We start from the raw sequence: 23,353 nt of genomic DNA on the forward strand, positions 1-23,353 counted from the left end.
GAATCAACGCAATCTTGCGTTTGCTCTGCGAGAATACAGGCACCGGGTCAATCGTGCGGCGGCCAATATCCGCCGCACCCGCGTTTCCGACCGGAAACCGTGCGCGCCGCCCCCACGATGGGCAGGGGCGGCGCCTGTCTCAGAGGCTGGCGTCGAGCGCGGCGAGGATCGCGCTGCCCATTTCCGAGGTCGAGACCGGGGTGACGCCCTCTTCGCCCAGCAGGTCGGCGGTGCGCACACCATCCGCCAGCACCTTGGACACGGCGCCTTCCAGGCGGTCGGCCTCGGCACCCATGTCGAAGCTGTAGCGCAGCGCCATGGCAAAGCTGAGGATACAGGCGATCGGGTTGGCCTTGCCCTGACCGGCAATATCCGGCGCCGAGCCGTGCACCGGCTCGTACATCGCCTTGGGACGGCCGTTCGGCATCGGCGCGCCCAGCGAGGCCGAGGGCAGCATGCCCAGCGAGCCGGTGAGCATCGCGGCGGCATCCGACAGCAGATCGCCGAAGAGGTTGTCGGTCACGATCACGTCGAACTGCTTGGGCCAGCGGCAAAGCTGCATGGCGCCGGCATCGGCGTACATGTGGCTCAGCTCGACCTCGGGATACTCCTTACCGACCTCGGTCACCACCTCGCGCCAGAGGATGCCCGATTCCATCACATTGGCCTTTTCCATCGAGCAGAGCTTCTTGCTGCGCTTCATGGCGAGCTCGAAGGCCGAGCGGGCCACGCGGTCGATTTCCGACTCGGTGTAGCGCTGGGTGTTGATGCCCACGCGCTCGTTGCCCTCTTCGATGATGCCGCGCGGCTCGCCGAAATAGATCCCGCTCGTCAGCTCGCGCACGATCATGATGTCGAGCCCGGCGACCACATCGCGTTTCAGCGACGAGAAATCGGCCAGCGCGTCGAAACACTGCGCCGGGCGCAGGTTGGCGTAAAGGTCCATCTCCTTGCGCAGACGCAGCAGTCCGCGCTCGGGCTTCACCGAGAAATCCAGCACGTCGTATTTCGGCCCACCCACGGCGCCCAGCAGGACGGCATCGACCTCCTGCGCCTTGGCCATGGTCTCGTCGGTCAGCGGCGTGCCATGGGCGTCATAGGCGGCACCGCCCACGAGATCCTCGCTCACATCGAAGGTGATGCCGCGCTTGTCGCCGTACCAGCCGATGATCCGGCGCACCTCGGCCATCACCTCGGGGCCGATGCCGTCACCCGGCAGGATGAGAAGCGAAGGGTTGCTCATGGGAATATCCTCTCCTCGAAACGTCCCGCACCGGGTATCCGAGGGGTCGGGGATGGTCAAGAAAACAACGGCGCAAGCCCCTGTTCCAGCAGATCCCAGACCCGGCGGATGCGGGGTGTGTGCCGCATCGCCTCATGTGCCGCCAGATAGACCGGAAGCGCCGGAAGCGGCAGTTCGGGAAAGAGCCGTTCAAGCCCCGCGTCCCGGTCCGCGAGATTGCATTGCAGCACCCCCGCGCCGCAGCCCGCGCGCACGAGCTGATAGCTCGTGACGAAATCGTCGCAGCGCGTCGCGAACCAATCGCGGGTCGCCGGCACGCCCATCTCGCGCATGGCCCGGATCATCACATCGCTGCGGTCGAGCCCGACCATATCGCGACGCCAGAGCGCCTCCAGCGTCTCGGGTCGCCCGACCCGGTCGAGATAGCTGCGCGCCGCATAGATCCCCATATCGAGATCGCCCAAATGCTTCATGACGATGTCGAGCTGATCGGGCAGGTACATCCGCACGGCAATGTCCGCTTCGCGGTAGAGCAGATTCTCGGTCTGGTCCGTGGGCACGAGGTCGATGGCGATCTCGGGCTCGCGCGCGCGGATGCGGGCAAGGATCGGCGGCAGGTGGAAATGCGCCGACATCACGCTGGCGGTGATGCGCACCGTGCCGGCCAGCCGCTCCGACCGTCCGGCGGCGGCGAGGTTGAGCGCCTGCATGCTGTCGCGGATCGCCCGCGCATGCGGCAGCAGCGCGGCCCCGGTTTCGGTCAGTGTCAGGCCCCGCGGCTGGCGCTGGAACAGCGTCACGTCCAGCACCGCCTCCATCTGCCGGATCTGCCGCCCGACCGTCGGTTGGCTCAGGCCCAGCCGACGTGCCGCCTCGGATAAAGAGCCGGTTTCGGCAACGCCGAGATAGGTCCGCACCAGCGACCAGTCGAGGGAGTGAAAAACGGCATCCATTCATTTATGAATAGGAGATGCAGAAATTTTGGCAATATTCTTTTACCTGCGAATGGAAGACCCTGCCGTCCAAACATATGACCGGAGGGTGACGTTATGGGAAAAGCGCTTGTTCTGGGTGGACATGGCCGGTTCGGAAGCCATGTCGCAGAAGCATTCTGGAACGCCGGCTGGGAGGTCTCTTTGTACCAGCGCGGCACCGATCTGATGGCGGCGGCGCGCGGTGCCGATGTGATCGTGAACGGCTGGAACCCGCCCTATCACCTCTGGGCCGCCGAACTGCCGGGCCTCACCGATCGGGTGATCGCCGCGGCCCGGGTATCGGGGGCGACCGTCCTACAGGCTGGAAACCTCTATGTCTATGGCGCCGGATCGCCGGAATGCCTGTCCGTCGATACCCCGCATCGCGCGCGCAACCCGCTGGGGCGGCTGCGGATCCGGACGGAGGCGCAGCTTCGCGCCGCCGGGGTGAAGGTGATCCTGCTGCGGGCGGGCGATTTCCTGGACACGGAGCCCTCGGGCAACTGGTTCGACCGGATCCTCGCGCCGAAACTGGCGAAAGGGGTGCTGACCTATCCCGGCGCGCCCGAGATCCCTCATGCCTGGGCGTTCCTGCCCGATGTCGGGCGCGCCGCCCTGGCGCTTGCCGAACGGCGCGGCGACCTGCCATCCTTCACCGAGGTTCTGTTTCCCGGAAGCCCCCTGTCGGGACGGGACATCGCGGCGCATCTGGAAACCATCACCGGCCACGATGTGGCGTTGCGCGGGTTTTCCTGGTGGCCGCTGCATCTTGCCCGTCCGGTCTGGCCGATGGCGGGTGACCTTCTGGAGATGCGCTATCTGTGGAACATGCCGCACCGGCTCGACCCGGCGCCGTTCCGGGCGTTGCTGCCGGAATTCCGCACGACCCCGGCGGAGGAGGCGCTGCGCGCCGCCACCGCCCATCTCATGGATCCTCCAGCGTCACGAGCACCATCCGGTGCCGCTGCCCCGGCACGGGCGGCCTGACCTCGGCCGCCCTCACCGTCAGACCCGCCGCAGGCAGCAGATAGCTGACCCGCATCGGGCCGGTCTGCTCCCAGTCCACCGTCGGCACGTCCGGCAGCGGATCCTGAAGGCGCGGATCGTTCAGAACGGCCCGCATCGCCTCGTGCCGCCCCTCGCCCCGCGCGGGGTCGAGATTGGCATTTCCGATCAGTACCGGGCGGTCGGGCGCCGCGCCGAACGCCCCGTCCAGATACCGCTGCCAAAGCGCCAGCTCATCGCGGTTGCGCCGCCCGTTGCGGTCGCCGGGCCCGTCGAAGACCGGCGGCGTCGCGTGCCAGGCCAGCAGGGTCAGCCCCCCGCCCCCCGCCCCCAGCGCAACCGCCCAATGCCCCGAGGACGACAGCCGCTGGATCTCTGGCGCGGGATCGCCGGGCAGTCGCAGATGGCCGGGCAGCGCCTGCCAGAGCAGATCCGAGAAATCCCGCCGAAGCTGCAAGGGTATGCGCGACAGCAGCGCCATGCCCCCCTGCCCGGCGAACTGCCCGTACCCTTGGGCGTCCCGCGGCCCGCCCAGCCGCCCGTCGCCATCGAGATCGCGCCCGGTCGTCATGCCTGTATTGGACCGCAAGGCAAAGCGATGCGGATAGGCGGCACCCGCAGCCTCCAGCCGCGCGGCCAGCGCCTCCAGCGCCACCGCACCGTGATCGTAGTCGATATCCGTCAGCAGCAGCACATCGGGATCGGCGGCGGCAATCTCCGCCACCACCGCCTGCGCCTCGCCCTTCAGCAGATCCCGCAGCAACAGCCCCGGCCCGGCGCGCGACAGATCCGCGTGCCATGTGGCCAGCCGCAGCGTCCCGGCGGCGACCGGCACCGCCAGAAGACAAAGCAGGATCAGACCGCTTGCAAATCCGCCTGCGCATAGGCGCGGCGGCGCTTTTCCTCGATCAGATCGGCGATGCGCATCAGCGCCACGCCGCGCATGATCAGACTTGCGGGAAGGAAGGCCCATGCGCTCATCGTCCAGATCAATGTCTGCGGATCGGTGAGCGAAATCGGGTCGATCATCGCCGACGCCAGCTTCATCACCGCCGGGATCAGGAATGGCAGAAGAAACCCTAACGCAATGTTAACATGACCGTCCCGTTTGAGACGATACAGGATATCCGCCCCCACGGTGGGGTCGAAGAGCGGCAGGTTGACCCAGAAATTGAAGGCGCCGTTGCGGATCGGCCAGTTGAGCAGCCGCACCATCACGACAAAGGCCGCCATGGTGACCAGCGAGATGAGATAGGACAGGCCCGCATGGGTACGGATCAGATCGACCTGACGGGCGCTCATGTCGTCGGTGGCCACAAGCACCATCAGCCGGACCGGCGAATAGGGAAAGTCGAGCAGATCGCCCACGGCGGTCCCAAGCGACTCCAGCGCCTGGCTCAGCGCGGTCGGATGGGTGTCGCCCCGGCAGATCAGCGTCAGCACCAGCACGGTCGCGAACAGCGCGACAAAGCGCATCCGGTTGAAGGGCGGCGCGTCGCGGAACTCGATGATCGAGGGGTATTCGCCGATATATTCGACAAAGGTCAGCAGCGCGGCCACCAGCGACAGCAGCGCAATCATCTGCGTGGTATCCGCCGAGCTTCCGGACAGAAAAAGCGCCGGCATTGCAATGAGCAATGCCATGAGAACGGCCCGCACGCCGGCTTTCACCATCCGCTTGATCACTGATCCTGCCCTTTCGGTCCGGCCGGACCCGGTTCGTTGCCGTGCCCTTGTTTCAACCTGACCCCGCCTTTGTGGCGGTCTGCCTCATTCTTGCCCAATTTCTGCCCACTTTCTCTCGACACGGCAAGGATCAGTTAAGAAAGAGCGCGGGAATCTGGCCCTTTCATGAAGAAATCGGTGCGTTTTTGCATCATTGTTGCTGCGCGCTTGCGCATCCAACGGTCTCGACCACAAGATCTTGAAAACTGAGATCTCTTTACCCGCTTTCCATGTTTTATGGTCAGGTTTGACCTGCCGCATGGCCGGGACGGGCAAACCGGCATGGAACCTGTCGCGGACGCACAGGTGTGAACAGGAGGGACTGACAGATGCATTTGGCGATATCGCTGGACGAGGTCGTGGAGATGATCCCCGACGGCGCGCGCGTGATGCTTTCGGGCTTCATGGGGGTCGGCACGCCGGACGGGATCGTCCGGGCGCTGGCCGCGTCCGGCAAGAAGGATCTGACGATGATCGTGAACGACGCGGCCCGCCCGCATTGCGGCGTCGGGCCGCTGGTCAAGGCGGGCTGCGTGAAGAAATTCATCGGCAGCCACATCGGCGTGAACCCGGATGTGCAGGAACAGATGCGCGCCGGCGTGCTCGAGGTCGAGCTGGTGCCGCAGGGCACCCTGGTCGAGCGCATCCGCGCCGGCGGCATGGGGCTCGGCGGTGTGCTCACGCCCACGGGGCTCGGCACGCTGATCGCCGAGGGCAAGCCCACGGTCGAGGTCGAGGGCAAGACCTATCTGCTGGAAACCCCGCTGCGCGCCGATTTCGCGCTGATCGCGGCGCGAAGCTGCGACTATGTGGGCAATCTGACCTACATGCTGACCGCGACGAATTTCAATCCGATCATGGCGCTTGCCGCGGATGTGGTGATCGCCGAACCTGAGGAAATCGTGCCCGTGGGGGTGATCCCGCCGGATTCGGTCAAGACCCCGGGCGTGCTTGTGGACCATGTGATCAAGAGGGCGGCGTGATGAAGGATCTGATAGATTTCACCACCATGGACCCGAAAGAGATCATCGCGCGCCGCGTCGCGATGGAGATCCAGCCGAAATCGCTGGTCAATCTCGGCATCGGCATTCCGACGCTGGTCTCGGATCATCTCGACGAGGGCATGGGCGTGTTCTTCCAGGCGGAGAACGGCGCCGTGGGGATGGGCCACCGCCCGCCCGAAGGCATGACCGACCGGCACCTGACCGATGCGGGCGGCAGCTTCGTCTCGGCGGTGCCGGGCGCCTCGACCATCGACTCGGCGTTTTCGTTCGGCCTGATCCGCGGCGGCCATCTCGATCTGACGGTTCTGGGCGGGTTGCAGGTGGATGCGCAGGGGCATCTCGCCAACTGGATGATCCCCGGCCAGTTCGTGCCCGGGATGGGCGGCGCGATGGATCTGGTCACCGGCGCGAAAAAGGTCATCGTGGCGATGATCCACAGCGCCAAGGGCAAGTCGAAGATCGTGCAGACCTGCGATCTGCCTCTGACCTCGCAGCGCCGCGTGAACCTGATCGTCACAGAGATGGCGGTGATGGAACCGCGCGACGACGGGCTCTACCTGCTGGAGACGGGCCCCGGCATCAGCGTCGACGAGGTGGTCGCAGCCACCGACGCAACCCTGGTGATCGACGGCGACATTCCCGAGATGGATCTGTCGCGCTCGGTCTGAGACGATCGGATCGCCGGCGCGATCCGACCGGGGCGGGGGCTCTGCCCCCGTCTCCCTGCGGCAGACTCCCCCGGACACCTTGGCGCCAGCGGCCCCCATCGGGACAGGACGGCCCCGCCAGACGCAGGCGGAGGGCGCCAAGCGATCCCGGAAACGCAAAAGGCGGAGGACATCCGCCTCCGCCTTTCCCAACTCTCAAGCCCGGTTCAGACCCAGGGGCGGCTCTGCCCGGCCTGTGCCTCGAACGTGTCGATGGCACCGACCTTCTCCATGGTCAGCCCGATGTCGTCGAGCCCTTCCAGCAGGCAGTGCTTTTTGAACGGGTCGATCTCGAAGGGGAATTCCTCGCCGTCCGAGGTGGTGATGACCTGGTTTTCCAGATCCACCGTCATCCGCGCGTTGGCGCCCTTCTCGGCGTCCTTCATCAGCACATCGACCACCTCTTGCGGCATGACGATGGGCAGCATGCCGTTCTTGAAGCAGTTGTTGTAGAAGATGTCGGCGAAGGAGGTCGAGACGATCGCCTTCACACCGAAATCCGCCAGCGCCCAGGGGGCGTGTTCGCGCGACGAGCCGCAGCCGAAATTGTCGCCGGCGACGATCACCTGCGCCTCGCGATATTGCGGTTTGTTCAGCACGAAATCGGGGTTTTCCGAGCCGTCATCGAGATAGCGCATCTCGTCGAAGGCATGCACACCAAGGCCCGAGCGCTTGATCGTCTTCAGGAACTGCTTGGGGATGATCATATCGGTGTCGATGTTCACCAGCGGCATCGGCGCCGCGATCCCGGTCAGCTTTTCAAACTTGTCCATCGGGTCTCTCCTCAGGCCGAAACCGGCTCATCCATCAATTCGCGCACATCGGTCAGGTGACCGGTGACCGCCGCCGCCGCCGCCATTGCCGGCGACACCAGATGCGTGCGTCCGCCCTTGCCCTGGCGCCCCTCGAAATTGCGGTTCGAGGTGGCCGCGCAACGCTCGCCCGGGGCGAGTTGGTCGGGGTTCATGGCCAGGCACATGGAGCAGCCCGCAAGCCGCCATTCAAAGCCCGCGTCGATAAAGATCTGCGCAAGCCCCTCTTCCTCGGCCTGGGCACGGACGAGGCCCGAGCCCGGCACGACCATGGCGCGCATGCCGTCCTTGATCTTCTTGCCCTTGAGAATCTCTGCGGCGGCGCGCAGATCCTCGATCCGGCCGTTGGTGCAGGAGCCGATAAAGACCGTGTCGATCTTGATGTCGGTCAGCGGCGTGCCGGGGGTAAGGTCCATATAGGCCAGCGCGCGCTTGGCCGCCTCGACCTTGCCGCCGGTGAAATCCTCGGGCGAGGGCACGACCGCCGAGATCGGCAGCACGTCCTCTGGCGAGGTGCCCCAGGTGACCACGGGCTCGATCTCTTCGCCCTTGATGGTCACGACCTTGTCCCAATGCGCGTCGTCATCGGAATAGAGCGTCTTCCACCAGGTCACCGCAGCCTCGTACTGGGCGCCCTTCGGCGCGTGCGGGCGGCCCTTGACATATTCGAAGGTGGTCTCGTCCGGCGCGATCAGGCCGGCGCGGGCGCCGCCCTCGATGGCCATGTTGCAGACGGTCATCCGGCCTTCCATCGACAGGTCGCGGATCGCTTCGCCGCAATATTCGATGACATAGCCGGTGCCGCCGCCGGTGCCGGTGAGACCGATGACCGACAGGGTGATGTCCTTGGCGGTCACACCGGGGCGCAGCTTGCCGGTGATCTCGACCTTCATGTTCTTGGATTTCTTCTGGATCAGCGTCTGGGTGGCGAGCACATGCTCGACCTCGGAGGTGCCGATGCCATGGGCCAGTGCGCCAAAGGCGCCATGCGTGGCCGTATGGCTGTCACCGCAGACCACGGTCATGCCCGGCAGGGTCCAGCCCTGTTCCGGGCCGACGATATGCACGATGCCCTGGCGCACATCGGTGACCGGGTAATAATGGATGCCGAAATCCTTGGCGTTCTTGTCGAGCGCGGCCACTTGGATGCGGCTTTCCTCGGGCATCTGCGCGGGGTCGTCGCGGCCTGCCGTGGTGGGCACGTTGTGGTCGGGCACGGCGATGGTGCGCTGCGGCGCACGCACCTGGCGGCCCGCCATGCGCAGGCCCTCGAAGGCCTGCGGCGAGGTCACCTCGTGCACGAGGTGGCGGTCGATATACAGAAGGCAGGTGCCGTCTTCGTCCTGCTGGACGACATGGGCGTCCCAGATCTTGTCGTAAAGCGTCTTGCCGGACATGGGTGTCTCTCCGGAATAGGGAAAATAGCTTGGGCTGGGCGCGGTCGATCCCGCGCCGGGGCGGGCGAAGACAGGCTTATAGCCGCGCAAGCACCGAGAAGGTGGCGCCGTAGAACCGTTCGCGCAGACGCACGCGGTCTCCGAGGTCGAGAACCCGAGTCATGCAGGCGAGATACAGGGAGTCCCTCTTTCGATCAAGGGGCGCGACGCGCAACGCCCCGCAGGCCCCCGGCATCCACCCCGCGCGGAATGACCGGATTTCCACCTTTCAGAGCCGCCCCACTGCGCGCTCGTCTCTTGCCCCCTGTCCGCGCCGGTGTAACTCTTGCCGCAAGAGGAGGGCCGCAATCACATGACCCCGACCGACGCCACGGGCTCCGGACAGACGCCGTTCGAAGCACTGCAAGCGACAGCGCTGGCCTTGATGGCACAGGCAGAGAGCTTTCTGACCAGCTTCCTGCGGCCCTGGAATTTCTATCAGATCGGCATCGCGCTCGGGGTCTTTGTCGTCGCCCATGTGCTGGCGCATTACCTGACCCCGGTGCTGCGCGACTGGATGCGCGCGCGCGAGGGCTGGCCGACCTGGCGGATGCGCGTCCTGATCGTCCTGCAACGGCGTCTGCGGATGATCTTCTTCGTGATCCTGATCTGGCACGTGGTCGGCGTCATGCGGCAGGTCACCTGGCCGTCGCGGTCCTATCTTCTCGAGATCATCGCCGAGCTGGGGAGCGCCTGGCTGCTGATCGCGCTGGCCACGCGGCTGATCGCCAACCCGGCGCTGCGGCTGCTGGTGCGCTACGGCGCCTGGACCTGGGTGACGATCTCGATCCTCGGGCTCACCGACGAGACCGAGGCGCTGCTGGACAGCATCGCCATCGACCTGGGCGGGGCGCGGCTGTCGCTCTGGCTGGCGGTGCAGGCGGCGGTGCTGTTGCTGGCGCTGATCACCCTGGCGCGGTTTCTCGCCGGCGCCAGCGCCGCGAGCATAAGGCGCAACGAGAATATCAGCCCCTCGATGCAGGTGCTGGCAGTCAAGTTCCTTCAGGTGATGCTCTATGGCGCCGCCTTCTTCCTGGCGCTGAAACTGGTGGGGGTGGATCTGACGGGGCTTGCGGTGCTCTCGGGCGCGATCGGCGTCGGGCTGGGCTTCGGCCTCCAGAAAGTCGTGTCGAACCTGGTGTCGGGGGTGATCATCCTGCTCGACAAGTCGATCAAGCCCGGCGACGTGATCTCGCTGGGCGAGACCTTTGGCTGGATCAACGCATTGGGCGCGCGCTATGTCTCGATCACCACCCGGGACGGCAAGGAATACCTAATCCCGAACGAGGACCTGATCACCGGGCAGGTGGTGAACTGGTCGCATTCCAACGATTTCGTGCGGCTCGACATCTATTTCGGCACCTCTTACGGCGACGACCCCCACGCCGTGCGGCGCATCGCCGTCGAGGCCGCCAAGGGCGTGACGCGGGTGCTGACCGACAAACCGCCGGTCTGCCATATCGTGGGGTTCGGCGACAGCTCGGTCGATTACATCCTGCGGTTCTGGATCTCGGACCCGACCGGCGGGCTCACCAACATCCGCGGCAATGTCTATCTCGCGCTCTGGGATGCGTTCCGCGAGAACGGCATCAGCATCCCCTTCCCCCAGCGCGAGGTCCGGGTGCTGAACGACACGCCGCCGCGCGCGCTCGACTGAGCGGAACGCGCTGGCCACGCCGCCCGGGCGGAGGCGGAACCGCCCCTTTCCTCGCCGTAGTGACGGGACGTTGCGGCTGACAAGCGCCGCCGCCTCCGCTCATACTGCGCCGCGAACCGGGGTAAGGAGAGAACTCGCAATGTCCGACGAAATCGTCATTCTGAGCGGCGCGCGCACCGCCATCGGCACCTTTGGCGGTGCGCTGGCGGGGCTGCCGCCCATCGAGCTGGGCACCGTGGCGGCCAAGGCGGCGCTGGAACGTGCCGGTGTCGAGGGCGGGCAACTTGGCCATGTGGTCTTTGGCCATATCATCAACACCGAACCCCGCGACATGTATCTCAGCCGGGTCGTCGGCATGCAGGCCGGTGCGCCCGACAGCGTTCCGGCGATGAATGTGAACCGGCTCTGCGGATCGGGTGTGCAGGCCATCGTCTCGGCGACACAGTCGCTGATGCTGGGCGACGCCGACTTCGCGCTGGCGGGCGGCGCGGAATGCATGTCGCGCGCGCCCTTCATCATTCCCGATCAGCGCTGGGGCAAGAAGATGGGCGACATCAAGACCATCGACATGATGGTCGGCACGCTGAGCTGCCCCTTCGGCACCGGCCATATGGGCGTGACCGCCGAAAATGTCGCGACAGAGCACGGCATCACCCGCGCCGCGCAGGATGCCTTTGCCGCCGAAAGCCAGGCGCGCGCCGCGCGGGCCATCGAAGCCGGGCATTTCAAGGAGCAGATCGTTCCGGTCGAGATCGCCTCGCGCCGCGGCACGGTGGTCTTCGACACCGACGAGCACCCCAAGCCCACCACGGCCGAGGGGCTCGCCGGGCTGCGACCCGCGTTCCAGAAGGACGGGAGCGTCACCGCCGGCAACGCAAGCGGCATCAATGACGGCGCTGCGGCGCTGGTGCTGGCGCGCGCCGATGCGGCAGCGGCGGCGGGGCTGACACCACGGGCGCGGATCCTGGGCTATGCCCATGCCGGTGTGCGCCCCGAGGTGATGGGCATCGGCCCGATCCCCGCGGTACAGGCGCTGCTGAAGCGCACCGGGCTCGCGGCGTCGGATTTCGACGTGATCGAGTCGAACGAGGCCTTTGCGGCGCAGGCCCTGGCGGTAAATGCCGAGCTGGGTCTGGATCCGGCCAAGGTAAACCCCAACGGCGGTGCCATCGCGCTGGGGCATCCGGTGGGCGCCACCGGCGCGATCCTCACGGTCAAGGCGCTGTACGAACTCGAGCGCACCGGCGGCTCGAAAGCGCTGATCACCATGTGCATCGGCGGCGGTCAGGGCATCGCGCTCGCCATCGAGCGGATCTAACGCACCGCGTTTGCGGGCGGTCTTCGGCAAGGCCGCCTAGCGCAGTTCGATCGAGACGCGCCCGGCCTGCCCGGTCGCGTCGATCACCGACAGGGTTGTGAACCCCGGCCCCGCAACCGGGGCCAGCAGTTCAGAGGCGTGCTGGCGGGTCGCGATCACGTCACCATCGGCCAGCAGCGTATAGGGGGGCGTTCCGCCCCGCAGCTTCACCGGCACGCCGCGCGGATCGGCGGCGAGACGCGCGCCCTCGGGCGGGAAGGTGACGCGCAGCGCCGGCGCCGCGTCGGGCCCGTCGCCGAAGCGCTGAAGATGCGGCGGCAGCGCGGCGTTGCCGACCAGCAGGGTATCCGGCGGCGGCACCGGCAGCGGTTCGGGCGTTGCACGGGCCCGACCCAGCGCCTCGAAGAGCAGCGGCGCGGCAAGCTGCCCGCCGAAGGCCCCGGGCACCGGCGTGCCATCGGGCCGCCCGATCCAGACCCCCGCCACATAGCGCCCGTCGAACCCCAGCGCCCAGGCGTCGCGATGCCCGTAAGAGGTTCCGGTCTTGTAGGCCACCCGCCCCGGCGGCCCCGCCTGCGGCGGCGGCGCCAGCCCGGCCAGAATATGCCCGACCTGCCAGGCGGACCGCGCAGTCATCAGCCGTGCGGGCGCCGTCGCCGCGCTGTCCGCCATCCAGCGCAGGGGCCGCGCCTCGCCGCCATGGGCCAGCGCGGCGTAAAGCGTCGTCATGTCCCAAAGCGTCAGCCCGACGCCGCCCAGGCTCACCGCCAGCCCGGGCGCCCCGCCTTGCGGCAGCTCGGGGTGCAGCCCGGCCTTGTCCAGCGCCGCCATAAGATGCGCCGGACCCATCGCCTCGGTCAGCCGCACCACCGGGATATTGAGCGAGAGCTGCAACGCGCGCGCGATCCGCAGCTCGCCGCGAAACTGGCCGTCGAAATTCTGCGGCGCATAGGTGCCGAACTGCACCGGCGTGTCGGAAATCAGCGTTTCGGGATGCGCCAGCCCGCGGTCGAAGGCCAGCCCGTAGACCAGCGGTTTCAACGTCGAGCCCGGCGAGCGCAACGCCTGTGTCATATCGACAAAGCCCTGCCCCCTGGTCTCGGAATAGGCGGGCGAGCCGATACTGGCCAGCACCTCTCCGCTTTGATGGTCCGCCAGGATCAGCGCCATGGAAAGCCGCGGATCCCGACGCGCCATATAGGTGGCGGCGAGCCGCTCCAGGCTTTCCTGAAGCGCCCGGTCGATGGTCAGATCGTGCCGCCCGGCGCCAAGCGCCAGGGCGCGGTCGGCCAGATGCGGCGCGATCAGGGGAAAGTCGCGCCGGTGCTCCGGCGCCGGGTCGCGCAGCGATACGCGCGCCGTTTCGGCGTCGATCACCCCGGCGCGGGCCATCCGCGCCAGAACCCGGTCGCGCGCCGCCCGGGCGGCCTGCGGGTGCCGGTCGGGGCGGCGCGATTCCGGCGCCTGCGGTAAGGCCACGAGCAAGGCCGCCTCGGCAGGCGTCAGCCGCGCCGGTTCCTTGCCGAACCAGGCCAGTGTCGCCGCGCGCAGCCCCTCGACATTGCCGCCATAAGGCGCAAGCTCAAGATAAAGCTGGAGGATCTCCGCCTTGCTCAACCGGCGCTCCAGCGCCAGGGCCAGCCGCATCTGCCGCAGCTTGCCGCGCCAGGCGCCGGTCGTGCCGTCCTCCAGCAGCCGTGCCACCTGCATGGTCAGCGTCGAGGCCCCGGACACAATCCGCCCCGCCCGCAGCCCCTGCCAGACCGCCCGCGATGTCGCGACAACGTCCACCCCCGGATGGGCATAGAACCGTTTGTCCTCATAGGCGACGAGCATGTCGAAGAACAGCGGATCGACCCGGTCGAGCGACAGCGCCATGCGCCAGAGCCCGTCCTCGACCGTATAGGCCCGCAGCAGCCTGCCGTTGCGGTCGCGGACCTCGGGCGCGGTGGCGTGCACCAGCACCGGGATTTCGGTGGCCTCGACCCAGCGCTCGGCCGCATCCCGCGCAACCGCCACAGACCACAGCAGCGTCACGAGGAGGACAAGCCTACGCATCGGCCTCCCAGAGCCCCGGATAGCTCGTGACGAAGCCGTTGGCGTCCACGGCAAGCTGCGTGCTGTCGTCGTTCTGCTCGGACCGGTAGCCGACAAGCTGGCCGCGCTCTCGGGTATAGCTCTGCTCCACCGCCGAGATCGCCGGCCCCGGCAGGCGCAGCCAAGCCGCGCGGGTGGTGAGCCGCCCCACATCGGGCAGGCGGCGCAGCGGCATGAGATTGGTGGCCGGCGTGAACGCGAAATCCACGTCCTCGCAGCCCGCGAGCTGCGGCTGCGGTGCGCCGTTCAGCGCCCAGTCCTGCCCGCTGCGGACCAGCTTCACCGCCATATCCGCACCGCCATAGCTGCCGGTCAAATCGGCGCTGAGCGTGCGCCAGTCGGCGCCGATCCGCACCACATAATCCAGTGCCGCCCAGCCGGTGCCGTCCCGGAACCGGGCATGCCCGACCAGCATGTAACCGCCATCCAGATGCGCCAGCCGGCATTTGTCCTCGCCATCGCGGTCGAGCGCGCGCCAGCGGGTTGTGGCAATGGTCCCGGTCATTCGATCACCATCGTGCCCGAGGCAGTGGTCGCGCGATAGTCCGGACGGTACATGTCCTCGACCAATGCGGCGGGGTGGTGGAACACCCCGGGAGAGACCGCGCGAACGATATAAGCCAACCGGATCGGGTCGCTTCCGGACTGGTTGACCGCCGCGAGGAACCGGTCGCTGCGAAATTCGGAATACTCCGTCTGCGCCGGTTTCAGCCAGTCGAGCCCGCGAATATCGCCGGCGCGGATCAGGTTGGGGTTGTCGATCTCGAAGCCGGCGGGCAGCGCATCGTTGACCATGAGCCGCGCCCCCCCGGGTTCGGCCGGGCGAACCGTCAGCACCGCCACCAGCCGGTCGCCCTGCCGCACGGGGCCCGAAAGCGGCGTCCCGTCCATGGCGAAATACTCCCGGGTCAGGGAATAGCCGTACCCTCCGGCCTCGGTCTGCCCGTCGGGCACCCCCAGCGCCGTCAGGGTGATCGGCGTGGGGCCGGTGCCGGTATTGGCGATCTGCACGGGATCCAGCGCCTCGCCCGCGATGCGCCGCAGGAACGGCCCCGAAACGGGCGTTCCGTCCAGCGCGATCCCCGAAGAGGACGGATCCTGCACCAGCGCGTGCGCAGCCAGCAGAGACCAGGCTTGCTCCTGCGTCGACATCGACCGGGAAACCGCCGCGATGCGCGTCACCAGCGCCTCGCGATCCACCGCATCCGAACGCGCCTCGACCGCCAGCGACAGCAGCCCCGCCGCATCGCGCAGGACCGAGCCGTAATCGGCCCGCCAGACCCGCGCGGGGCTGCTTTGCCCGGCAATCCGGGCGGCAGCCTTGGCGAACATCCGGTCGGCGCGGGTCTGGTCGCCATAGCTCGCCAGCGCGGTGCCGAGCTGGGCCTGCGCCAGCGGCGAGGCAAAGGCATCGGCGCGCTGGTCGGCGTAATAGCGCAGATCGCCGATGGCGGCCTGCCCCTCGCGCGCCAGCACCATCAGCGCATAGGCGATGTCCTCGCCGCCGCTGTCGAAATCGGGCGCATAGGCGATGCGGTTCTTGAGATTGTCGAGCGCCGCGCGCAGCGCCAGCTCGGGCACGTCCTGGCCCGCCGCGCGGGCGCGGGTCAGGAAATCGCTGACATAGGCGTCGAGCCAGAAATCCCCCGACCCCGCGCTCCAGAGCCCGAAGGCGCCGTTCGCGGCCTGCCGGGTCAGCAGCTTGGTGATGGATTGCCCTACGCGCCGGTCGATCTGCGCCTTGCCGCCCAGCCCCAGCGGCTCGGTGAGCGCGCTCATGTAAAGCAGCGGCAGCGCCTGCGAGGTCACCTGCTCGGTGCAGCCATAGGGATAGCGGTCGAGCGAGGCCAGCAGCCCCGGCGCGTCGAACCGCGCCAGCGGGCCGGCGGAGACGACCAGTTCAGAGCCCTCGCGGCGGAACCCCGACAGCGCCGCGCCGTCGAGTGTAAAGCTCTGACCGGGATCGAGAGTGAAGCGGCGGGTGCGGCCCACCGGCGGATCGTTGGCGCGGATGCCCACGGTCAGCGTCTTGGTCAGACGTTTGCCATCGGGCGTGGTCAACGCCAGCGCAATCTTGTGATCGCCGGGGTTGCCCGCCGTAAGCGGCAGGCTCAGGCGCTGCGTCTCGCCCGCCCCCAGCGTGACCGCGCCCGGCACCGACAGCGCGTCGAGGGTCAGCCCCTCGGCGCTGATCCGCAGCGGCATCTCGCCGGTCGGGCCCGTGGCATGGGTGATCTCGAGCAGCATCCGCGTGGAATCGCCCGGCGCGAGGAAGCGCGGCAGCGAGGCGCTCAGCACCACCGAATCGCGCACCAGCACATCCTGTTCCGCCTGCCCCACGGCGCTGCCCGTCCAGGCCACGGCCATCAGCCGCACGGTGCCGTTGAAATCGGGCATGTCGAAGCTGACCTCGGCGCGCCCATCCGGCCCGACGGTCACCGGACCGGAAAACAGCGCCACCAGTTCCTCGGTCGGCGGCGGCGATTGCAGCCGGGCGGAGGCGTCGGCATCGCCCCCCGAACGGATCGTGCCCATGGCACCGTTCATCCCATCGATGAGCCGCCCGTAGAGATCGCGGATCTCGACCCCGAGCCGGCGCTGACCGAAATAATGCCCCGAGGGATCGGGGCTGTCGAACCCGGTGAGATTCAGGATCCCCAGATCGACGGCGGCCACGGTGACATGCGCGGTCTCGCCCTCGGCCACACCGTCGACAAGGAGCGCGGCGGTCAGCGGCCCGCGCGGGGCGCTTTCGGCGGGCGCTTCGAAACGGACGGCAAGCTGACGGTCGCCCGGGTCGATGCCCGCATGGGCAAGCCCCAGGCTGCGGGCCGGGTTCTGCCCGGCGGCGGTGTCCATCGGCCGGATGACCTGCGCGGTGACATAGGCCCCGGCGCCCCAGTCCTCGGTGACCGGCAGGTCGATGACGCTTTCGCCCTCGGGCAGCTCGACCGCTTGCATGGCGATCACCCGGTCGGCCAGAACGGTGATCAGCGCCTTGCCGGCATAGCGCGGCACAAGCCGGAGATGGGCGGTCTCGCCCGGCGCGTAGGCGGGCTTGTCCAGCGACAGGTCCAGCGTGTCGGGCGTGGCCATGGCGTCGGCCGGGGCGTACCACCCCGCGCTGAACCCGACCGAGGAGGCGACATAGGCGCCGTCCGACCGCTCCACCACCAGTTCGTAGCTGCCCCAGTCCACATCCGCCGTCACGCGCAGCGGCTCGGCGCCCAGCGCGGCGCTGCCGCTGGCAACGGTGCTGCGGGTGGTGACCGGCTCCCAGTTCCAGTTGCCGTAAAGCTGATACCACTGATAGCGGGTGGTTACACGGTTCACCCGCCATTCCACCGCCATCGGAACCGGCGTCAGCGCGGGCCCCACCGCCTGTAGCAGAAACGCCGCCTCGCTGCCTTCCGGCAATGTCCCGTCGAACTCCGGGCGGATCCCGATCATCGGGCCCGCCGGGGCCACGGCACGGGTCAGCGACCGCTCCACCGGACGGCCCGAGCCTTCGGCGACGCGCAGCGTGATGCGGGCGTCCTGCGGCTGCCCCTCCATCGGTCCGGGCAACGGCAGCGCAAGCTGCGCGACACCCGCCGCGTCGGTGCGCAGATCGGCGGGGAAGGCCCGGGTCTGCGGGCTGGCGCTGCCGTCATGGCGGCCGAAGCGATAGCCGGGCAGCGCCTCGAGCGTGGTCCGGGGCAGCAGCGTCAGCTCACCCTCGATCGGCAGATCCGTCCCCGGCGCGCCGAAAAGATAGCGCGCCTCCACATCCAGCAGCGGCGGCGCGCTGCGCCGGATCGGCGCGTCGGGCAGCGACAGGGTCACGTCGATGCGCTCGGGGACAAAATCCTCGACCAGAACGGTCTGCGTCGCGAGCGCGGGCGCCTCGGGATCGGCGAACAGCGCCAGCCGCCAGGTGCCGCGCGGCACCGAAGGCGCCAGCGGAAGGGCAAAGACATGACCGCCATCGACATCCTCGGCGGACACGATGCGCGCATGCTCGACCCCGTCGGGCCGGGTCAGAACCGCCGTCACCGGCACCCCCGCCACCGCCGCGACCTTCTGGTCGCGCAGCAGCGCGGTGGCATGGATCACCTCGCCCGCGCGATAGGCACCCCGGTCGGTGGCGAGGAACGCGTCGAGCGGGCCGCCGGGGTCGCGCCCCTCGACACCCCGGTCTGACAGATCGAAGGCCGGGTCCGAAAGCGACAGGAAGGCGAGATCCTCCTCGCCCCGCGCTGCGGTGACAAGCACCGGTTCGGCCCCGCCGGTGCCGCGTGTCAGACCCGGCGCAAAGCGCGCGACGCCCATCGCATCGGTCAGGACACTGCCCAGCGGACGGTTGGCCCGCGACAGCAACGTGACCTCGAGCCCCTCCAGCGGCGCGGCATCGGACAGCGCCCGGGCAAAGACCGTCAGCCCGTCGGTGCCCGCCAGCGTGGTCAGGCCGATGTCGGACAGCACGAACCATTGCGTGGCCCCCGGATCGTCATAAGGATCGGCCCCCGGCACCGAGGCGGTCAGCGCATAGATGCCCGCCGGCAGATCCGCCACCACCTCGCCCAAAGGCAGGCGGGTCGTCACATCGGCGTTCAGGCGGTTCTCCACCTCGCCGGTGCCGGTCCAGATCTCCTCGGCCAGTTCCTCGGAAAAACGCTGGTCCTGCCAGCCGGAAAGCGGCCGGCCGAAATAGCTGTCCTGCATCGCGCGGATCAGGTTTCGGTCGGACAGGCGGCGCAGTTTCAGCGCCACTTCGGACAGGTTGACCGTCTCCACCGGCAGGCCCGCATCGGCGGCTTTCGGCAGCACATAGGCGCGGCCCGGAAAGCTGACCTTGGGCGCGCGGTCGCGCACATAGGCGGTGATCGGCACGTCGCGAACCAGTTCCTCGCCCTCGGCCGAGGGCAGACCCGCGCGGAAGGTCAGCGTGTAACGCTCGCCATGCGCCACCCCCGTGACACAGACACGGCGGTCGTCGGACGTGACGGCGAGCCGGGGATCGGGCAGGCGCACATAGGGCGTGTAATCCTCGCCTGCCCGGATCAGCGGTTCGGAGAACTCGGCGCAGATGCGCGGCGCGGCGCTGTCGGCCTCGACCGCATGTTCGGTGATGCGGAAGCCGTATTTCTGGATGGCGCGGTCAAGCGCCTGTGCGATGTCGTCGCGCGCGCCAAGGCGCTCGGCCAGCCGCAGCGCCGGGATCATCAGCCGCCCGCGTCCCGACTCCTCCAGCGCCTCGGAAAGCTGAAGCATCGCATTGGCGCGCTGCGGCGCCGGACCCGCGCGCAGATAGCCGTTGACCGAGGCCAGCGCCGCGCGGCGGATCAGATCGCGTTTTTCGCTGCCGTTGCGCTGCCCGGCATATCGCAGCGACAGCCGCCCGTATTCGAGCCAGAGATCCGCCGCATCGCTTTGCGCCAGCGCCGCGCCGGTCCAGTGCAGCGCATCGCGCAGATTGTTCTGCGCGGCCGCATTGCCCGCCGCGTCCAGCAGCGACTGCACCGACCATTTGCCGCCCGCATGGCGCAGCCCCAGCGCCTCGGCCTCGGCGCGGGCCGCCACCAGCTCGCCGGCGCCGAGAAACGCCAGATCCGGGCGCCGTGCCTCGGCCTCGGCCCTCACCGCCGGATCGGCGGCAACCACCTGCGCCGAAATCGCGCCCTCGTAGGCGCTCCGCTCGGAGACGCCGGTTTTCGGGAAACAGGCGTTGGAACGGCTGTTGAAGGTGAAGGCGCCGCAGGCCGGATCGTTGAGGCACAGGGCCTGGCAGGCATCCAGCGTGGTGTCGAACAGGGCCTGAAGATCGCCGCCGTAGAAATCCATGTCGCGGCTCACGACAAGCCGCCGCTCGGGCATCGCCTCCTGGGCGGTGCTGACGGTGGCGGCACAAAGGCCGGCGGCAAGGGCCAATAGAAAACGGCGCATCTTGCAAACTCCTGTATTCCAATGCGCGCATGGTGCCCCCCGGGGCCGCCGATGGCAACGATTCCCCGGAGCGTCCTTAAGCGGATCTTCACCAAACCCGCCCCATCCTGCCGCCGCTCAAGGAGGCGACGAGGGCATGAGTCTCACGGCACGACTGGCCGAGGAACGCCGCGCGCGGCTGGCGGCGGAGCGTCTGCTTGAACTCAAGCAGGCCGAGCTGTTTGCGGCCAATCGCAAGCTCGACAAACACGCCCGCGCGCTCAGCCACGAGATCCACGAAACCCGTGCCGAGATCACCGAGGTCCGGACCGAGAACCGCCTGGTGAAATCCCAGCTCGGTCAGGCGCATCAGAAGATCGAGCTGGTCGAGGGGCAGCTCTGGAAGGCGTTGCAGACCATGCGCGACGGCTTTGCCATGTTCAGCGCCGACCGGCTGATGGAGCTGGCCAACCCCGCCTATCTCGCTCCTTTCGAGGATCTCGACTCGGTCGGGCCGGGCGCCAGCTACCGCCACGTTCTGGAGATGATGGTCGAGGAAGGGATCGTCGATCTTCAGGGCGAGGGCCGCCGCGCCTGGCACGAGCGGATGATCGCCCGCTGGGACCGCGACCCGATCCCCTCCGAGACGATCCGCCTCTGGAGCGGCCAGTTCATCAAGATCCAGGACCGGCACATGCCCGATGGCGGTATCGTCTCGCTTTGCTTCAACATCACCGAGCTGATGCGCATGTGGTCGGCCATCGAAGAGCTGCCCGACGGCTTTGTCATCTACGATGCCGAGGACCGGCTGCTGATGTGCAACGAGCCTTACCGCCGGATCTACGAGACCAGCGCCCCCGCGATGGTGCCCGGCGCCAGTTTCGAGGACATCCTGCGCTATGGTCTGGAGCAGGGCCAGTATCCCGAGGCGGTGGGCCGCGAGGAGGACTGGCTCGAGATACGACTCGCGGCCCATCGCGATGCGGTACAAGAGCTGGAACAGCAGCTCGACGACGGGCGCTGGCTGCGGATCTACGAGCGGCCGCTCTCCGATGGCGGCCGGGTCGGGCTGCGCATCGACATTTCGGACATCAAGCAAACCCAGCTCGAGCTGGAAGAGGCCAAGCAGCGCGCGGAGGCGGCGAACCGCGCCAAATCGGCCTTTCTCGCCAATATGAGCCACGAGATCCGCACGCCGATGAACGGGGTGGTCGGCATGGCCGAGCTGCTGCGCGAATCCAGGCTGTCGGACGAACAGTTGCTCTATGTCGATACCATCCGCAGCTCGGGCGAGGCGCTGCTGGTGATCATCAACGACATTCTGGACTATTCCAAGATCGAGGCGGAGAAGCTCGAGCTGAAATCCGAGCCCTTCGATCTGGAACACGCGGTGCATGAGGTGCTCTTGCTGCTGCAACCCAGCGCGCGGCACAAGGGCATCGACCTGCTGGTCGATTACGACCTGTTCCTGCCCACCCATTTCACCGGCGATCCGGGCCGGGTGCGGCAGATCCTCACCAATCTCGTCGGCAACGCGGTGAAATTCACCATCGAGGGCCATGTGCTGGTACGGGTGACCGGCGCCGCCGACGCGACGGGCAGCGCCGCGGTGCATGTAACGGTCGAGGACACCGGGATCGGCATCGCGCCCGACAAGATCGCCCATGTCTTCGGCGAGTTCAATCAGGCCGAGGACGACCGCAATCGCCAGTTCGAGGGCACCGGCCTGGGCCTCGCGATCACCCGGCGGCTGGTGCAGCTCATGGGGGGCGAGATCTGGGCCGAATCCGAACCGGGCAAGGGATCGTGTTTCGGCCTGCGCCTGCCGCTGGTGCTGGACGAGCCGGGCGAGCTTCAGAACCCCCTGCTGCCCGCCGGGCTACACAGGGTGCTGCTGGTCGATGACCACGCGCTGAACCGGGCGATCCTGCTGCGGCAGCTCGAAGGTGTGGGGCTGCGGGCCAGGGTGTGCAAGACCGGCGGCGAAGCGCTCGACCATATGTCCGATCCGCCGGATCTGGTGATCGCCGCGCAGGAGCTGCCGGACATGACCGGCACCGAGCTGGCGCAACGGCTGCGGCAGACGCCCTCCGGCCCGCCGATGATCCTGCTGGCGCCGGACCCCCAGACCATCGCGGCCGAGGCCAAGGCGCTCGGCGTGCGGGCGGTGCTACAGAAGCCGGCGCCGCGGCGTGCGCTCTTTGCCGCGCTGGAAACGGTGCCGGGCGCAAGTGCGGACCCCGCTCCGCAGGCAGACCCCCTGCCCGCCTTCCATCACCGTACCGCCGAGCCGCAGGTCTCGGCCGATGCGGCCACGCTCAGCGTGCTTCTGGCCGAGGACAACCGCACGAACCAGCTTGTCTTCCGCAAGATGGTGCAGCGTCTGGGCCTGCCGCTCGACCTGCGCCTTGCCGGCAACGGGATCGAGGCGGTGGCCGCCTATCGCGAGGCGCGTCCCGACCTGATCTTCATGGACATCTCGATGCCCCGGATGGACGGCAAGGAGGCCACCCGCGAAATTCGCGCCCTGGAAGGGGACGGCCCCCGCGTTCCGATCATCGCGGTCACCGCCCATGCCATGGCCGGCGACCGCGACGGCATTCTGGCCGCGGGGCTCGACGATTACCTCACCAAACCGCTGCGCAAATCCGAGTTGATGGCGCTTTTGCAGAAATGGGGCGGGGTCCGGGCTCAGTCGCCGTAGGGACGCACGAAGGCCGGCTTGTCCGGCGTCGACAGCGCTTCGGAATAGGCATAGCCGCCGCTGTCGAAATCGCGCAGCGCCGCCGGGTCGGTCAGCCGGTGCTGCACGATGTAGCGCGCCATCGCGCCCCGGGCGCGCTTGGCGTAAAAGCTGACGATCTTCGGCGTGCCGCTCTTGTCCTCGAGGAACTGCGGCGTGATCACCCGCAGCCGCAGCGCCGTCTCATCCACCGCGCCGAAATATTCCTGGCTGGCGCAGTTCACCAGCACATCGGTGCCCAGAGTCACCGCCTCGTCGTTCAACGCCTTTGCGATCTGGTCGCCCCAATAGTCGTAAAGCGAGGCCCCGCGCCGCGTCTTCAGCCGCGATCCCATCTCCAGCCGGTACTGCTGGATCCCGTCAAGCGGGCGCAGCAGGCCGTAGAGCCCCGAGAGAATGCGCAGATGATCCTGCGCCCAGGCCATCTCGTCCGCGTCGAGAGAGGCGGCTTCAAGCCCCTGATAGGTGTCGCCGGCAAAGCCCAACGCGGCGGGGCGCAGCGTCTCGGGGTCGGGGGTTTCCGCGAAATCGCGGAACCGGTCGCGGTTCAGCTTGGCAAGATCGTCGGACAGCTTCATCAGCGATTTCAGATCGCCCAGCGAGAGGTTGCGCGCCGTCTTCGCCAGCCGCACCGCATCCGCGCCAAAGCGCGGTTCGGTCATCTCCACATCGCGTTCCGACCAGTCCAGCCGTTTGGCCGGAGACACCACAACCAGCATGTCTCATAT

Annotated in this window: 16 protein-coding genes; 6 read left to right on the forward strand and 10 right to left on the reverse strand. The window is 68.0% G+C overall.

From position 1 onward, the window contains the following. Positions 1–139: 139 nt before the first annotated feature. The gene (gene leuB / locus M4578_RS10555) at positions 140–1,243 is read right to left on the reverse strand and encodes a 3-isopropylmalate dehydrogenase (protein ID WP_258093381.1); all 1,104 of its coding nucleotides are present in this window, start codon (positions 1,241–1,243) and stop codon (positions 140–142) included. 56 nt (positions 1,244–1,299) lie between these two features. After that, positions 1,300–2,196 carry a LysR family transcriptional regulator gene (locus tag M4578_RS10560; RefSeq protein WP_258093382.1) on the reverse strand — a complete coding sequence of 299 codons (897 nt, stop codon included), beginning with the start codon at positions 2,194–2,196 and terminating at the stop codon, positions 1,300–1,302. Positions 2,197–2,292: 96 nt separating this feature from the next. Between M4578_RS10560 and M4578_RS10565 the strand changes: the two genes are divergently transcribed. Then, on the forward strand, positions 2,293–3,204 hold the full coding sequence (locus M4578_RS10565) for a Rossmann-fold NAD(P)-binding domain-containing protein (protein WP_258093383.1): 912 nt from the start codon (positions 2,293–2,295) through the stop codon (positions 3,202–3,204). On the opposite strand, the gene M4578_RS10570 is transcribed toward M4578_RS10565, so the two are convergent. Both M4578_RS10570 and M4578_RS10575 read right to left on the reverse strand, forming a co-directional pair. Beyond that, positions 3,143–4,057: an endonuclease/exonuclease/phosphatase family protein gene (locus M4578_RS10570; protein ID WP_258093384.1), complete on the reverse strand. Its 915-nt coding sequence runs from the start codon at positions 4,055–4,057 to the stop codon at positions 3,143–3,145. The two genes, M4578_RS10565 and M4578_RS10570, sit on opposite strands and share 62 nt — an antisense overlap. 20 nt (positions 4,058–4,077) lie before the next feature. Then, positions 4,078–4,896: a hypothetical protein gene (locus tag M4578_RS10575; RefSeq protein WP_420854807.1), complete on the reverse strand. Its 819-nt coding sequence runs from the start codon at positions 4,894–4,896 to the stop codon at positions 4,078–4,080. A gap of 380 nt (positions 4,897–5,276) precedes the next feature. On the opposite strand from M4578_RS10575, the gene M4578_RS10580 reads away from it, so the two are divergent. Then, positions 5,277–5,930 carry a CoA transferase subunit A gene (locus tag M4578_RS10580; protein ID WP_258093386.1) on the forward strand — a complete coding sequence of 218 codons (654 nt, stop codon included), beginning with the start codon at positions 5,277–5,279 and terminating at the stop codon, positions 5,928–5,930. Continuing rightward, entirely contained in the window at positions 5,930–6,619 is a 690-nt protein-coding gene (locus tag M4578_RS10585) for a 3-oxoacid CoA-transferase subunit B (protein ID WP_258093387.1), read from the forward strand. The genes M4578_RS10580 and M4578_RS10585 overlap by 1 nt, the downstream gene beginning before the upstream one ends. A gap of 206 nt (positions 6,620–6,825) precedes the next feature. Here M4578_RS10585 and leuD read toward each other — a convergent pair whose 3' ends face one another. Together leuD and leuC are read right to left on the reverse strand one after the other, a co-directional pair. Continuing rightward, positions 6,826–7,431, reverse strand: a complete 606-nt coding sequence (gene leuD / locus M4578_RS10590) for a 3-isopropylmalate dehydratase small subunit (RefSeq protein ID WP_258093388.1) — start codon at positions 7,429–7,431, stop codon at positions 6,826–6,828. Positions 7,432–7,442: 11 nt separating this feature from the next. Then, the gene (leuC, locus tag M4578_RS10595; RefSeq protein WP_258093389.1) at positions 7,443–8,867 is read right to left on the reverse strand and encodes a 3-isopropylmalate dehydratase large subunit; all 1,425 of its coding nucleotides are present in this window, start codon (positions 8,865–8,867) and stop codon (positions 7,443–7,445) included. Positions 8,868–9,219: 352 nt separating this feature from the next. On the opposite strand from leuC, the gene M4578_RS10600 reads away from it, so the two are divergent. Together M4578_RS10600 and M4578_RS10605 are read left to right on the forward strand one after the other, a co-directional pair. Next, entirely contained in the window at positions 9,220–10,563 is a 1,344-nt protein-coding gene (locus M4578_RS10600; protein WP_258093390.1) for a mechanosensitive ion channel family protein, read from the forward strand. 139 nt (positions 10,564–10,702) lie between these two features. After that, positions 10,703–11,881 (forward strand): acetyl-CoA C-acyltransferase family protein, encoded by a 1,179-nt coding sequence (locus M4578_RS10605; protein WP_258093391.1) that lies wholly within the window; start codon positions 10,703–10,705, stop codon positions 11,879–11,881. A 36-nt stretch (positions 11,882–11,917) separates the two neighbouring features. Here the strand turns inward: M4578_RS10605 and pbpC are convergent, their stop codons facing one another. From pbpC to M4578_RS10620, 3 genes are read right to left on the reverse strand one after another with little or no spacing between them, the layout of a single operon-like run. Further along, on the reverse strand, positions 11,918–13,939 hold the full coding sequence (gene pbpC / locus M4578_RS10610; protein WP_258093392.1) for a penicillin-binding protein 1C: 2,022 nt from the start codon (positions 13,937–13,939) through the stop codon (positions 11,918–11,920). Beyond that, positions 13,932–14,483 carry a putative glycolipid-binding domain-containing protein gene (locus tag M4578_RS10615; RefSeq protein WP_258093393.1) on the reverse strand — a complete coding sequence of 184 codons (552 nt, stop codon included), beginning with the start codon at positions 14,481–14,483 and terminating at the stop codon, positions 13,932–13,934. The genes pbpC and M4578_RS10615 overlap by 8 nt, the downstream gene beginning before the upstream one ends. Next, positions 14,480–19,903 (reverse strand): alpha-2-macroglobulin family protein, encoded by a 5,424-nt coding sequence (locus M4578_RS10620; protein WP_258093394.1) that lies wholly within the window; start codon positions 19,901–19,903, stop codon positions 14,480–14,482. The genes M4578_RS10615 and M4578_RS10620 overlap by 4 nt, the downstream gene beginning before the upstream one ends. Positions 19,904–20,039: 136 nt before the next feature. On the opposite strand from M4578_RS10620, the gene M4578_RS10625 reads away from it, so the two are divergent. Then, positions 20,040–22,586 carry a hybrid sensor histidine kinase/response regulator gene (locus M4578_RS10625; protein ID WP_258093395.1) on the forward strand — a complete coding sequence of 849 codons (2,547 nt, stop codon included), beginning with the start codon at positions 20,040–20,042 and terminating at the stop codon, positions 22,584–22,586. Here M4578_RS10625 and yaaA read toward each other — a convergent pair. Further along, positions 22,574–23,344, reverse strand: a complete 771-nt coding sequence (gene yaaA / locus M4578_RS10630) for a peroxide stress protein YaaA (protein WP_258093396.1) — start codon at positions 23,342–23,344, stop codon at positions 22,574–22,576. The genes M4578_RS10625 and yaaA overlap by 13 nt on opposite strands. Positions 23,345–23,353: the final 9 nt, after the last annotated feature.

This window comes from Salipiger pentaromativorans, from assembly GCF_024721115.1.
In the GTDB taxonomy this organism is placed as follows: Bacteria; Pseudomonadota; Alphaproteobacteria; order Rhodobacterales; family Rhodobacteraceae; genus Salipiger; species Salipiger pentaromativorans.